This window comes from Deltaproteobacteria bacterium (assembly GCA_016208165.1).
In the GTDB taxonomy this organism is placed as follows: domain Bacteria; phylum Desulfobacterota; class Desulfarculia; order JACQYL01; family JACQYL01; genus JACQYL01.
Genome location: JACQYL010000069.1, coordinates 1 through 13,726, shown reverse-complemented (window position 1 = coordinate 13,726; position 13,726 = coordinate 1). Strand labels below are relative to the sequence as shown.

The 13,726-nt window shown below is 54.7% G+C and carries 16 protein-coding genes; 11 read left to right on the top strand and 5 right to left on the bottom strand.

The genetic code is table 11. The features are described from left to right. The 4 genes from HY788_14720 to HY788_14705 all read right to left on the bottom strand — a co-directional run. A partial coding sequence (locus tag HY788_14720) for an FAD-dependent oxidoreductase (protein ID MBI4775399.1) occupies window positions 1-262 on the bottom strand: 262 nt, incomplete at its 3' end. Between the two features lie 4 nt (window positions 263-266). Further along, on the bottom strand, window positions 267-1,514 hold the full coding sequence (locus HY788_14715; GenBank protein MBI4775398.1) for a beta-ketoacyl-[acyl-carrier-protein] synthase family protein: 1,248 nt from the start codon (window positions 1,512-1,514) through the stop codon (window positions 267-269). Between the two features lie 93 nt (window positions 1,515-1,607). After that, a complete protein-coding gene (locus HY788_14710; protein MBI4775397.1) occupies window positions 1,608-2,483 on the bottom strand; it encodes a 1-acyl-sn-glycerol-3-phosphate acyltransferase in 876 nt (291 codons plus the stop codon). Next, window positions 2,470-3,663, bottom strand: coding sequence for a glycosyltransferase family 2 protein (locus HY788_14705; protein ID MBI4775396.1), 1,194 nt, complete (start codon window positions 3,661-3,663; stop codon window positions 2,470-2,472). Before HY788_14705 ends, HY788_14710 begins: the two co-directional genes overlap by 14 nt. Before the next feature lie 366 nt (window positions 3,664-4,029). On the opposite strand from HY788_14705, the gene HY788_14700 reads away from it, so the two are divergent. From HY788_14700 to mce, 11 genes are all read left to right on the top strand, one after another. Then, window positions 4,030-4,533: a hypothetical protein gene (locus tag HY788_14700; protein MBI4775395.1), complete on the top strand. Its 504-nt coding sequence runs from the start codon at window positions 4,030-4,032 to the stop codon at window positions 4,531-4,533. Window positions 4,534-4,661: 128 nt separating this feature from the next. After that, window positions 4,662-5,021, top strand: coding sequence for a hypothetical protein (locus HY788_14695; protein ID MBI4775394.1), 360 nt, complete (start codon window positions 4,662-4,664; stop codon window positions 5,019-5,021). Further along, window positions 5,018-5,938, top strand: coding sequence for a hypothetical protein (locus HY788_14690; GenBank protein ID MBI4775393.1), 921 nt, complete (start codon window positions 5,018-5,020; stop codon window positions 5,936-5,938). Before HY788_14695 ends, HY788_14690 begins: the two co-directional genes overlap by 4 nt. A 16-nt stretch (window positions 5,939-5,954) precedes the next feature. Next, a complete protein-coding gene (gene fabG / locus HY788_14685; GenBank protein ID MBI4775392.1) occupies window positions 5,955-6,677 on the top strand; it encodes a 3-oxoacyl-ACP reductase FabG in 723 nt (240 codons plus the stop codon). Window positions 6,678-6,685: 8 nt separating this feature from the next. Continuing rightward, the gene (locus HY788_14680) at window positions 6,686-6,940 is read left to right on the top strand and encodes an acyl carrier protein (GenBank protein ID MBI4775391.1); all 255 of its coding nucleotides are present in this window, start codon (window positions 6,686-6,688) and stop codon (window positions 6,938-6,940) included. Between the two features lie 21 nt (window positions 6,941-6,961). Continuing rightward, entirely contained in the window at window positions 6,962-7,633 is a 672-nt protein-coding gene (locus HY788_14675; GenBank protein MBI4775390.1) for a hypothetical protein, read from the top strand. Then, window positions 7,614-8,066 (top strand): acyl-CoA thioesterase, encoded by a 453-nt coding sequence (locus HY788_14670; GenBank protein ID MBI4775389.1) that lies wholly within the window; start codon window positions 7,614-7,616, stop codon window positions 8,064-8,066. The genes HY788_14675 and HY788_14670 overlap by 20 nt, the downstream gene beginning before the upstream one ends. A 48-nt stretch (window positions 8,067-8,114) precedes the next feature. Continuing rightward, the gene (locus HY788_14665) at window positions 8,115-8,711 is read left to right on the top strand and encodes an outer membrane lipoprotein carrier protein LolA (GenBank protein MBI4775388.1); all 597 of its coding nucleotides are present in this window, start codon (window positions 8,115-8,117) and stop codon (window positions 8,709-8,711) included. A gap of 6 nt (window positions 8,712-8,717) precedes the next feature. Further along, on the top strand, window positions 8,718-11,033 hold the full coding sequence (locus tag HY788_14660) for a hypothetical protein (GenBank protein ID MBI4775387.1): 2,316 nt from the start codon (window positions 8,718-8,720) through the stop codon (window positions 11,031-11,033). After that, window positions 11,030-11,617, top strand: a complete 588-nt coding sequence (locus HY788_14655; protein MBI4775386.1) for a DUF3261 domain-containing protein — start codon at window positions 11,030-11,032, stop codon at window positions 11,615-11,617. The genes HY788_14660 and HY788_14655 overlap by 4 nt, the downstream gene beginning before the upstream one ends. 34 nt (window positions 11,618-11,651) lie before the next feature. Then, window positions 11,652-12,056: a methylmalonyl-CoA epimerase gene (gene mce, locus HY788_14650; protein ID MBI4775385.1), complete on the top strand. Its 405-nt coding sequence runs from the start codon at window positions 11,652-11,654 to the stop codon at window positions 12,054-12,056. A 219-nt stretch (window positions 12,057-12,275) separates the two neighbouring features. Here mce and HY788_14645 read toward each other — a convergent pair whose 3' ends face one another. Then, complete coding sequence (locus HY788_14645) at window positions 12,276-13,307, bottom strand: HD domain-containing protein (GenBank protein MBI4775384.1); 1,032 nt, start codon at window positions 13,305-13,307, stop codon at window positions 12,276-12,278. Window positions 13,308-13,726 lie beyond the last annotated feature (419 nt).

Genomic DNA, 13,726 nt, shown 5'->3' with positions numbered 1-13,726 from the left:
GAGGAAAACGGATCAGATTCAGCCGGTCCAGTACGTCCAGATGGGCCAGAAACGTCCACGCCGGCTCGCCCGGTCCCAGACCTCCAATAAAATGAAACCCGATATCGAAAGCCACGCCCCGGCGTGTAAACTGTGACAGGTAGCCGCCGGGCTTGCGGTGCTGCTCTAAAATGGTCACCTTATGGCCGGCTTCCGCCAGCAGAATGCCGCACGTGAGCCCCGCCAGTCCTCCGCCGATGATCGCCACTCGCTCCTTACCCATGGCCTCAACCGTGGAACTTGCTCAGGATGAGGGAAGCGTTGGTGCCCCCAAACCCGAACGAGTTGGACAAAACGACTTCAAGCGGTTGTTCCCGGGTAGTCGGTACGACGTTGATCGGCGGTTCGTCTTCCCCTTGCGCTGTAAAGTTGATGTTCGGGGCGATGAACTCTTCCTGAATCATCAGTATGGAGTAGATCAGCTCGCTGGCGCCGGCCATCCAACATTCGTGACCTGTCATGGACTTCGTTGAACTGACCGGAGTATCGCATTCTTTGAATACCGAATGTATCGCCAAGGCTTCCGCATAGTCGCCGACCAGGGTTCCGGTGGCGTGTGCGTTGATATAGTCCACGTCTTCCGGAGCCATTCCTGCCTGCTTGAGGGCCATTCGGATGCAGCGCTCCGCCCCGACGCCGTCGGGATTCGTCACGTGAGTGCCATCCGAGCTGAACCCGTAACCAACGACCTCGGCCAAAATGTGCGCCCCTCTCTTTCGTGCGTGATCCAGATCCTCCAAAACCAGAGCCGCTCCTCCTCCGCTGGGGATAAGCCCGTCACGTTCCCGGTCAAATGGACGGGATGCCTTCTCCGGCTCGTCCGTCCGAACGGAGAAGGTCATGAGTGCGTCAAACGAGGCCATGGACTGCCAGTTGAGTTCCTGGCAGCCTCCGGCGAGCGCAATGTCCAGAAAACCCGACTTGATCATAATGTACGCGAGACCGGTCGAGTGAGCTCCGCTGGCGCATGCCGCGCTGATCGTCAGACTCAACCCCTTGATCTTAAGGAACGGCGTCAAGTTGATCGTTGGGCTCGAAGTCATGGACTTCAAGACCAGACTGCTTCCCAGTGTCGTGGTCTTCCGCTCCGAACGCACCGTGTCCAGCATGTAAATGGACTGGTCCGATGAGGAGTCGTTTCCTATAATGATGCCCGCCCGCTCGCTGTCAAACAGACCGAAATCACCACCGGAATGCTCCACCGCCTTGAGTACGGCTACGGAAGCATAGGCGGCGGCCTCGCTGAGTCCTTTGCGGTCCTTGCGCTTCATGTAATCCTTCACGTCAAACGGCGGTAATACGCCGGACAGGGGGGAACGGAAGCCCAGGGCCTCCCTTTCGGGAACCACGCGAATTCCGGACCGTCCTTCCTGCAAGGAAGACGTGACAGCATCCAGGGTTAGGCCCAGACACGATACCAGCCCCATGCCGGTGAACACGACCCGCCTGCCGCTGTCCCGCGCAGCGGAAATCATCTTAAACTCCTCCTAATAACAACGATGCCATGGACGCCTCTCCCACGGAAACGGCAAACCATCCGTGCTTCCAAGTCCGGAACGCAGACTCCGTCATGTGTCATTCAAGCGGCTATCCTGAATAACCGGGCCTTTCCCGGCGTTCAGATGAAAGCTATCTTCGAGCAACGCATGAAATGGGCGGACATAGAAATCTTCGAACCGACTGTCCACATCAGCGCGTACCCATTCGAGGGCACGGGCCATTCGATCTTTGACCATCCGTTTGGCCGCCGAGGCCCCCATTTCCCGGATCTCTTCTCCGGTAATGCGATCGAGCAAAACCACCGTCGCCGCCACGGGCCTGATCAGCCGGGCGCCTCGAGCCCAGGACCGATGCGTGCCGTCGATCACCAGAGGAACCACGTCCAGGCACAAATCTTCCGCCAAATGAAAAAAAACGTTTCGAAACCGACTCAGCTCGCGTGAGGAAGAGCGCTTTCCCTCCACAAAGGCCAGAAGGGAAATGCGGCGCCGTATCCGTTGCTCCGTCCATCGATCCAATCCCAGCATGTCGTCCACGCGGCTCACGATCCGGTCGTCCCTGAGCCGCAACAGCGGCAACATGAGCCTGGTCCGCCGCCGCGTCTGCTTTACGACCCAGCGCCAGTGAATAGGTAACGCCAGGAGGATCAACACGTCCAGGAACGATTGGTGGTTGGATACAACCAGCGCCGGCCTCCGGAAGGCGGCTCGCTCGAAACCGAGCACCCGGATATCGGCGAACGGACATGAGATCCACGAGAGGCGGCATAAGTAGCGAAAGGCCACCTGAAACACGTTGCCTCTATCCTTCGACATCTTATCCACAACGATCAGCACAGGGGTCAGAAACCACAACACCAGCATCAGGACCAGGAACCCGCTCCACAACCATAGGGTGGAAACTAGATCGCGGGCCCGCTCCGGGCGCGTTTCACCGACTGTCATGAGCCTCCTTCCTGGCGGCGCGGTAAGCATTCGATCCGACAAACAGGCCTGTCACTATACCCGCGCAACCCGCGCCAATCAACCCATACACCACAAAGGAAGCCAGATTGAACATCAGCGACAAGGGTGTCGAGATCCGTGGAAGGCGCAGGTCGTTCATCAACAGGAACAGCAGTAAACCGAAACCGAGGATCGCCGCACCGGGAAGCAGAACTTGGGGAATCGAACTTACACCCCCGCCCCATTCCAGTAGCTGCCGACTCAGATGCAGCCGACGGCTAAAGAAATCGACAAGCCGGCGAAACGAACCTGGAAACGCCACAAAGCGAAAGAATGCCCCCATGCCCGCCGCCACTGCCCGGTCGGACGGCGGCGTCACTTTGGATGCCGATCTTCGTTCCGACGCAGTCCCGAGCCGAGGCGGTTCCGTCTTCCTTCTTACCATCAACGGTCTTGCACGAAACCGCGGCAAAAGCACACGGATGGTGTAGATGAAATTGAACCACGAAAAGCGCGCATTGTCCCAAAACGGCCTGAAGCTGGACGTTTCCGTCGCCTCGCCATAGTGCGTTCGAATCGGTGTCTCCATCAAGGCGACTCCCGCCCATAGCCCTTTCACGAGGCTTTCCACTTCGAATTCGTAGCGCCGCCACTTCGTTCCGACGGCCAATGTCTCCGCGATGGGATAGACCCGGAACCCGCACTGGCAATCGTGAAGGTCCACGCCCGTCTGCCTTCGCATCCAGAATGCACTGACGTCCCGGCCGATACGGCTTCGAGCCGGCGTACAAGGATCGTCAAAATCCCGATATCCGACGATCATCGCTTTTGGGTGTTCCCGCGCCAAACAGAGGAAATTCGGAAGGTCCTCCGGATCGTGCTGCCCATCGGCGTCCAGCACGACGACGTGGGTCCAGTTCAACCGGGACGCTTGTTCGAGACCGGTTCGGATAGCTGATCCCTTTCCCAGATTCCGGGGATGGGAAACCAGGATAACCGGATAGTGCGCAGCCTCGTTACCGCTGCCGTCCGTGCTTCCGTCATCCACCACCATCGCCGCGGAAAGGTGCTTCAGGCATCCCTCGACCACGCCGGCCACTGTGGAAACGTTGTTGTAAACAGGAATCAATACGCCGATGGTGAAAGGAGCTTCCAAAGGGAGTGGGGGCTTGGACGCCATTTTGGAAGCTTCTGAAATACATCTCGAAGGTTCGTTTTTCAAAGGGAATCCCGTTCCCTCACTCGTTCCTGACGGTAATACGCGGACGAAAAGCCCGAAAAAATATACAATGAACCCGTACCCAGGTCAAGTCAGTGCGCATGCCAAGACCCCCGCGCGCATCCGTTTCCCGGCGGAACGACAACAAACGCAAGGGACCATCCACCGATGCTTTTCAGCTCGACACATACGGGTCCCGCCGTCGATAGGAACGTTCCAACATTCCCGGAACCGATCCGCCTCTGTCTTTCGATCCACCAGACCCTCACCTCCCACGCCTGCAATCACGGGACTCTTTGTCGATCCCGGTTGACTATTGGAGCCCGTGTGTGTTTAAGGTATCTTATTCTCAACCGGAGCGCTCTCCTTTCCTCAATATTCAGCAATCTCCAGGTCATAGGGGGATCCCTGTTGGCGATCGAACGGTATCTGCCTCATCGAAAACCTGTTCTCATGCTGACTCGTGTCGTTTCAGAGACTGAAACCTCTTTGGAAGCCGAGGCGTTTCTGGATGTCGACTTTCCTTTTCAGAATGCCGCCGGCGTTGTCTTCGATGCGGTCTGGTGCGAAATGGCGGCCCAGGCGGCCGCCGTGTTTATGGGGCGCAACCGCGGGTCGGGCGGCATCGGTTTCTTGACCGGGATCGACGATTTCGAGATCGTGAATACCGTTAGAATACCGGCCAGAGTGGTAGCCGGGGTCAGGGTGACCCGCCAATTGGGACGAATCTTCACCTTCGCGGTCGAAATCCTTGGACCGGATGCCTCCTGTCTGGCCAGAGGCGGGCTATCGTTCTTTGTGGAGAACCCGGGGGGCACATCCGAGGAATAGCAACAACAGACCCGGATTCGATTCGAGAAGATGCAGCGCGACGATACGGAACGACGGGCTCCCGTGATCCGGTCGGCTTTTTCTCCGAAAGATCACGCCGGTATTCCCGGAAAAGAGCGGGGAAGCTCATGACTCTATCCTATCGACGGCACATGTCGGAGCACGAAGTTTTTTTGGAGCCCGGAAGCCTGTCCGCACGTCTGACGGTTGGGCATGATCTTCCCGTTTTCCAGGGACACTTTCCCGGCAGACCGCTCTTGCCGGGCTTTCTGGTCGTTCACTTGGTATTTGAATATGCTCTGCAGCTCGTCGGGAAGCCTCTGCGTCTTCGATCCATAGATAAAGCCCGGTTCCATGCTCCCATTCTGCCGGGCGATATGCTGGACGTGACGCTGCGATACGATGCGGCCGTCCATCGCGTCTCCGCGACGCTCCTTAAGAACGGGGCCAAAACGGCCGTAGTCCGAATGACCGTTTCCGTCCTATGAACACGCACCCCCGCAAACGTTTTCGGATCTGGACCAAACCAAGAGGCTCTCTACTAGGCTACCGGCTCACCATGCTCGTGTGTCGCACGTTCGGCTTCCGGGCGGGCCGGCTTCTCGTGGCCTTCTGCACCTTTTTTTACGCAATAGTGGCCAGGGACGCCAGAGCGGGCTCCCTGGACTATTTGAGCAGGCTCGGGCTCACGCGCAACAGCTCCCTCTACAATCTCTTTCTAGTCTGGAAACACTTTTTCAGTTTTGGACAGGTCATACTGGATCGCCTTCGACTGTACGAACTGGGACCCGATGTGTTCCGGATCCGCCAGGCGCATTCGACGGAATTACTGCGTCTCAGGGACAGTCATTCGGGATGCGTCATCGCCGGCGTGCATTTTGGGGCCTTCGAGCTGGCATCCGCATTGTTCCGCAAGTGGAACATCTCCATGTACATCGTAATGCTGAATCGGGAAAAGGAGCATATTCGGAGATTTCTCGATGAAAAACGATTGGGTAAGGGCATCCGGATTCTATGGGTGGAGGACGACGATCTGACCACGGCGCTTGCCATATATCAGCTCCTCAAGCGGGGCCATTTTGTGGCCATGAGCGTGGATCGGTACCTGTCCAAACGCAATGCGGTTCGAGTGGACTTTTTGGGTTCGCCGGCGTCGTTCAACTTGGGAGTGTTCATGGCGGCGGCTATGGCTGACGTGCCGGTTTTCACATCCTTTCTGGTTCGGGAACTCGCCGGCTACCGATTCATCAGCTTCCCATTACTTCGTATACAGGCCGAGGGGAAGGGGGCCCTGGTGGAAGCATCAAAACGGGGGCTGGAGCGTTACGTGGGTTTTTTGGAGAACATTGTGGCGAGTTATCCCTTTCAGTGGTATAATTTTTATTTATTTTGGGAAAAAGCTTAGAGACGGACGGGCCTGCATGGGAAACGCTTTGATCACCGGAGCTTCGGGCGGCATCGGAAGCGCCGTAGCGAAAGCTTTGGCCGAGGCGGGACACTCGGTTCAGCTCCATTACTTCCGGAACCGTACCGGCGCGGAGGCTACGGCTCGTACAATTGTAGCCGAGGGCGGGCGGGCCGAAACCATCTGTTTCGACATAAGGGATCGACAATCGGTGGAGAATGCGATAAACGAATGGTCTTCCGGCGGCCGCTCAATAGACATTCTCGTGAATAACGCCGGGATCATTCGCGACGGCCTCTTCTATTGGATGAAACCCGAAGATTGGAACGAAGTCATCGAGACCAATCTCAACGGGATCTACAATGTCACCAGGGTTGTTTTGCCCATGATGGTTCGGCAATCTTCCGGAATCATTGTAAATGTTTCGTCCATATCCGCTCTGAGCGGGAACGTGGGCCAGACCAACTATTCGGCGGCCAAAGCCGGCATCATCGGCTTTACTAAATCACTGGCGCAGGAAGCGGCCCGGCAGAACATCCGGGTGAATGCTGTTGCACCCGGTCTCATTGAAACCGAAATGACCCGAGAAGTCCCTGGAGAGCTTAAGAAACGCATACCAATGAGAAGGCTTGGAACACCGGACGAGGTCGCCGGTGTGGTAGTTTTCCTTTGTTCCGATGCGGCATCCTATGTTCTCGGGGAAACCATCAACGTAAATGGTGGATTCTACTGTCAATAGGGTAAATCATGAACATTGAAGACATTAGACGGATCGTCGACCGGATGCTGATCGACGAGTTCGAAATCGAACCGGCGGAGATTCATCCCGAGGCCCATTTAAGAGACGATCTGGATCTGGATTCGCTGGATGCCGTTGACATGATCGTATACTTCGAGAAGAAATACGGAATCAAGATCGAGCCCGAGTCCGCTCAGAAGATTCGGACAATAGGAGACATTTACGGGTTCATCCAGGAGATGACCCGAGGTAGGGACCTGTAAAGGTCGGGAGTTCTTCTTGCCTTGTCTAACCTGATCCGTACCATTTTTCTGATCGCGCTACCCTTCATTTTCTATTTTGTTTCCACTCGATGGGGAGTTCGAGTGGCGGCGCTGACTTTGCTGGCAGGCGCCGGCGGCAACTTGATCCTGCAAGGATTGCAGGACCGGGTTCTGAAGACCTATGCGGTTCTCACAGCTCTTGTGGTGCTGGTGCTGAACCTCCTGGCTTTCATTTTCCACAATGATCTGTTCGCCCGCTTTATTCCCTTGGCGTTGGGCATGCATTTTTTTGTGATGTTTTTCCGGTCCCAATTTCAGGAGGTCACTCTGATCGAGCGGATCGCTTCGCTGCAAAAGGCTCTGAGCCCGGAAGAGAGACGATACTGCAGGAACTTGAACCGGATCTGGGTTCTTGTGGTTTTCGGCATTTTGCTATTGGTGCTCTGGGCCGCCCTGTTCGCCTCGTTGGGGACATGGACGCTGGTCACCGGAGGACTCACGTATGCCATAATAGGCGTCTTGTTCGTGATGGAGTATATCATCCGAAAATGGAAATTCGGGGACTATGGTTCCGGTATGTTGGATCGATTCCTGAAAAGGACACTGCATCCTCTCCAACTCAGGATTTCCTCACAACCAGGTTCTTCAGCCTCTATGAAGCCTTCAAAAGAAAATGAACATCCGCCAATTTAAGCAACGCATCAAGAAATGTCGCCACTCGCTTGCCGTTCGGCAGACAGTGGCATTCAACGATGTGGACATGATGGGAGTCGTCTGGTTCGGCAATTACTACCGCTACTTCGAACTGGCGCGCGCCGCGTTCTGTCAACAGCTGCAGCTTGATTTCGAGCACGTCCAAAGAGCGGGCTACGAGCTTCCCGTGGTGCGCTCCGAATGCAACTACCGCAATCCTGCCCGGTATAACGATGTCATCGACATCGAGATCTACCTGGTCCCCCCTGATCGTCCGATGGTGGTTTTCATGTATGCTGTCCGGGACTTGGGAAAGCGCTTGTTGGCTTTTGGAACCACCGAGCACGTGGTATGTTTGAATCGGGAACCGTTGATCGCCTGGGACGAGGCCGTACGTCGGTGGCTGCCCGAAGAACTGTTCGATGGAATTTAGAACCGTTACCCTCAGGGGAACTCAACCAAGCAACCACAGGAAAACCGCATGCTCATCCGACTAGTCCGGCTCTGTTCCGCCCTCCTGGTGTTCGCCGGCTTTGGACAAGCCGCACTTGGAGGAAATACGGATCTGTTGGCCTGGTATGAAAGCAAGAACAAAGGCCTGCAAACCATACGAGCAAACGTGCGTCAGGTAAGGAATCTTCCTTACCTCAAACAACCGCTGGTTTCAGAAGGAACCGTATCCTTGGACGAGCATCGGATGGAGTGGCGTATCGACCGACCTGAAAAAACCATATATACTGTGTCCTCCAATACGCTTACGATCCGCTATGAAGATGTGGGCTCCGTTCGCACCGTGGATCTCGAAAAGGACCCTGTCCTGGGATCGATTTTTGCCAATTTCCGTCAAATACTCTCAGGAAAACTGGAGGCGTTGGAGACTCTTTTTCATTTCGACTCCCAACCTCAAAAGAAGATCTTGATGCTGACACCCAAGAATGAAATGGCCTTGCCCTTCAAACGCCTCAGGATCCTGTTGGATGAGGAAGGCCAGATCCGTGTCATTCGTTTTGACGGCTTCCAAGATGAATGGACGGAGATCCAGTTTTCCAACGTGCGTCGAACCTTTCGCTCGCCTTGAAGCCCCATGTTCGCCTTACCTCGCTTTAGAACGGCATTGGTTATCGGTTGTTTTGCGCTTTCGCTGCTGCTTCTGTGGTTTCTGGCGCCCAAAGAGTTTACCGCAGACCTCCTGGACGCGTTTCCGTCCAACTCGAAGTTCATCCGCTCCGCCCGGATGATTTCCTCCTTCGAACCGACCCACAGAATCTTACTGGAAATCTACAAATCCGGCGAGCCCATGCCGCACCGCCTGATCGCGTTCCAGGACGAACTGATCCGGCGTCTCGGAAAACTGCCTGAAATCAGGCGACTGGACTATTCCACCCAGGACGAGCGTTACCGCGACCTGGCGCGGTTCTATTTGGACCGTCGTTTTCTTCTTTGTGACATGAACCCGGCTCCCGACGATGGACAGATGGTGCTTCTGTTGAAAACATGGCGCGCGCGAATGGCCGGTCCCGAAAGTTTTCCCGCGTCATTCGAGTTCCGGCGCGACCCATTGGAACTGTTCCCTAGTCCTCAGGTCTTTCTGTCCAAATTGCGCATCGGCGGATTCCGTTATGTGGCTTATCAAGGACGACTTTTCTCGGAAGACCTCAGCCGGCTACTCATGTTCGTGTCGCCGCAAGACGTTTCCCTGGACCTTGGACGGTCTTTCCGGCTCTATGACGGCATGGCCCGCGCAATAGAGGACGCCCAATCCGACCCCCTCTTTGAAGGCGTCTCGGCCCGGTTTGTGGGCCAATTAAACTATCTTGTGGAGAATGCACGCCAAACCGCCCGGGAGGTTTCATGGGTGGTGGGCCTGTCCGTACTGGGTCTCTGCCTGATTTACCTGCTTTTTCTGAAGAGCGTTCGTCTAATGCTTGTGGCCGGTCTGAGCATTGCCGGCGCCGTTGCCTTCTCCATCGCGCTGTCGAGTGTGTTGTTCCGGCAAATCCATCTGATGAGCGTGGCGTTCGGCAGTGTCATAGCCGGCATTTCGGTGGATTATGCCATTCATTATTACGTTCACGCCATGGACCCGGCAGGCCGGGAGACGCTCCAGGTTCAGCGACGGGCCATATTTCTCGGCATGGCCACGACCTCCATCGGTTTTCTGGTGCTGATGGTCAGCCGGTTCCCCCTTGTGACCCAGATGTCCTTTCTCGCGCTCACAGGCATTGTCTGCGCCTATGCGCTTATCCTCTTCACGGCAAAGGCGGCGTTCCCCGTTCATTCACCGGCCGATTCCGCGCCCAAACGTCCGATTCCCTCAAATCGGTTTTTTGGACCCATGGCTCTCATCGGATATGCTGTTGTGATTCCGTTGGCCCTCACCGCACTTCTTCTCTCCACATTCGACGATAACATTCAGAACCTGGATATGCCGCACCCGCAACTGAATCGTGCTGAAAAGGAAATTCGACACGCTTTCGGTCTGGATGTGCAGCCCCGCATGGTTCTATTCAGCGGAAATTCTCTGGAAACGCTGCTCCTTCTTTCGGAGAGATTCGGCCGGGCCATGGAGCCTGGTGATATCTACCTCCTGCCTTCGGACCTGCAACCCTCCGAAACCACTCAAAAACGCAGATGGGATCACCTGGCGCAGGTGGACTGGAGCAGCGTGGAAGAACTCATGATTCGCGCCGGGACCCCACTGGGATTTCGGACGGACGCGTTTCGACCTTTTTTCGATGAAGTGGCCCGGAACGCTCGAATTTTCGATCCCATTCACCCGGAATCAAACGATTTTATCACGTATATCAACATCATCCACTTCGCCCAAGACGGTGTCCACGCCATGGGGTTCATCAATCCGGAAGCGGCCGGCAGAGTTCAAGACCGGGTTGAACCCAGCGATTCCGATTCCGTTTTTCCGTTCGATCCCAAGGCTTCGTTCTCGAAAGAAATCCTGGATCTGAAAGCCCGGTTTAGCTTACTGCTGGGTCTGGATGTGCTGCTCGTGTTCCTCTATTTGGCCTGGGCGCTGCGTTCTCCGGTTCGTTCGGCCCTGGCCATGCTGCCCTCTCTCGCCGGGCTCACCGCCGTATTGTGCGTATTTGTCTTATTGGACAAGCCGTTGAATCTGCTGCACGTGATGAGTATGGTGATTGTGGTTTCAGCAGGCGTTGATTATGGCATTTTTTCGATGATGTCCGCACGGACGGCCCGAACCACGGCCAAAGGCATACTCGCGGCGGGGGCGACGACACTTTTCAGTTTCGGTTTGTTCGCATTCCTTTCGAATCCTGCTCTTCAGTCCATCGGCTTAACCGTCATTTTGGGCATTGGAGTTTCCATGGCGATTTCTCTCTTCTTTCTGGGTTGCATAAGAAAGCAGGATCGAGATACGCCATGAGACCGTCTCGTGCTCTCCTCCGCGTCACCTGTCTGTTGTATTTGACCGTCCAGTTGGGTTGTGTGGGCTCTCAGCCCCGGTTACAGATGCCCGAGCGCTTCCAGCTGGGAGTATACCAGATTATTTCCTTTTCCCGAGACCGGGAGACGCGGGTCATGCGCGCGCTTCTCCTGCTGAGCCCGTCCGGTTTCGGTCTCGAAATTTTGGGAGATTTCGAGATGCCGTTGACGCTGCTGAGTTTTGATGCTAAAGGCCTTCAAATTCGGGATCGCGCGGGCGCGTTTCCAAGGCCCCTGGCCGCATTGATCGCTCGGGATATTTTTTTGACGTATTATGCAGGAGGTGTTCCACTAAAGGCTGCGTTCGCTTCTCGTGACTTGCGTAATATACGGATTCAGTTGAACGCGAATCCTCGATTGATTGAGAAGTCCATCGACTTCAGCGGCGGGAACCGCATGCGGATCGAGTTGGCGCTCGACAACGGTCAAATCAACAATGTCACTTTGTCGAGCACTACGCCGAGTTACCAACTTCGCATCCGCTGCCTCAGACAATTGTCTCCACGACTCGATGAAATGGAATAGAAATAATGTAACCCGATCACTCATGGAGGGAAACATGAAGATCAAACACATCGATCACATTGGAATAGCGATCAAGAACATGGAAGACGGCAAGAGATTTTATTCGGACATCCTGGGTCTGAATTTGACGCAAATCGAAACCGTGGAAGAACAGAAGGTGAATGTGGGCTTTCTGCCCATAACGGACAGCGAAATCGAATTGCTTGAATCCACCACCCCTGACGGACCGGTCGCCAAATTCATCGAGCGAAGCGGTGAAGGGATCCAACACATTGCGTTCCGCGTTGAAAACCTCGAAGAAGCTCTCGCCGAGTTGAAAGAAAAAGGAGTCCGCCTGATTGATCAGGAACCACGCAAAGGCGCAGGCGGGGCGCGCATTGCTTTCATCCATCCGAAGGAAACCAGGGGAGTGTTAGTGGAGTTATGTGAGAGGGCCTAGCGCGGAGTCTTTAACAGATCCGAGGGTCCATGCGCCCCGTCCGTTACGATCGGTCTGTCTCCTCTTCTGCTGGAAATAGAGGGTGGGTTGGGTTGGAGTGTGCATCCCGGCAAATCCTATGCATTGGGTTGTGCTCGCTTCGATCGCCAATCCAACCCGCCTTGGCAAATCGAATGAATGTGCATAGCTTGCGGACGTACTCAGTGATTACTTGTCATCTCAGTCCGTGGCGACCAACCTGACCACATTGGCGAAAATGCCGGCGTCAAACTTTCCTGCATCGGTATCGTTCCTGACGATCTTCAGCGCCTCGACAGGAGACACCGCCTCTCTATAGGGTCTCTTATCGGTGGTCAGCGCTTCATAGCAATCCAGAATTCCAATCACTTTTCCAGAGACGGTCAACTTTTTCAGTCCGAGCGGGTACCCGCTCCCGTCCAGCCTTTCGTGATGGTGTAGAATTCCTCCCTTCACGATTTCGTCGTGTCTGAGCCTTGGCGCCATTTTGATCAGCGTATCGTAACCCATATCGACATGCATTCTCATGAGCCTGAATTCATCGTCGCTGAGCCTTCTGGTGGCTTTGAGAATCTCTTCCGGAACGTGTATCTTACCGATGTCGTGCAAAAGGGCTCCGAGGGCCCAGCTTCGGGCAAATTCCGTTGCCTGCTCCTTCAACTGCGACTTGTTTCCGATCAACTCGGAGGGAAAAGAACCCCGATTCGAAGGCCGAAGGAATCTCTCCACATACCGCAAAGCCAGTATCATGAGATTCACGGAATGGGTCGAAGTGGTGTAATCCTTCAACACGGTCTTGTGAATCATCTTCAGCACATCTTGAGAGTTGTCCAGATCGAGAATGCCGACATAATACTCGGTCAGTCTCCGCATTCTGTCGATATGCTCCTTGGTTTGTTCGTATGATCCTTCTCTGACCGATTCCGCGGTCAGGAATTCGCTCACTATAAGAATCGTGAGATCCTTGACGACGGCGGCTGTTTGCGCGTTTATCGGACCCTGGATGGTCCTCACCAATTCGTCCTCGATCAGCTTGCTGTTTTTCCTGTGGTCTTCGACTCGAATAAATACGTCTATGCCTTGGCTTACAATGGCCTGAATGGCGGTATGTTGATATTCTCCTTTTCTCGCCACGAACCGAACCAGTTCAGCTGTATCAGGATTCAAGATGTATACCGGGAAATCCTTGAACACGTTTATCAGGCTCGGTTGAATAGGAATGAACTCGCTCACTTTGACGCCTTCTTATTAATGACTTTGCATACAAGGGTCAGGAACATGACTGCACCACGGTAAATCAAAGAACGTCGATTGAATGACATTCCATCCTACAACCAAACATAGTTCGTACGACGGTGCATGACCCCTTCACTAACGTACACGATTTTATGACCAAACGAGCCAAGGTCTGAATGTAAGCGTTTGAATGAACCGTCCTTTTTGAATTAGAGCAGAGTATGCTGTTTCCAATCCCATTGTCAAAACTTTTTCCAAAAACAAAGTGAAGCCGAACACAATCCATTGGATCAGAGTGGAACAAAGCAGGGGCCGATGCGACCGTGCTCCCGCCCCTCCCATAAGCGCTAACTTAAGGTTTTCTTTTTTGCCAAGTTTATGGTACCATTGTCACGAAAGGAGGTGGCAATGGAGCG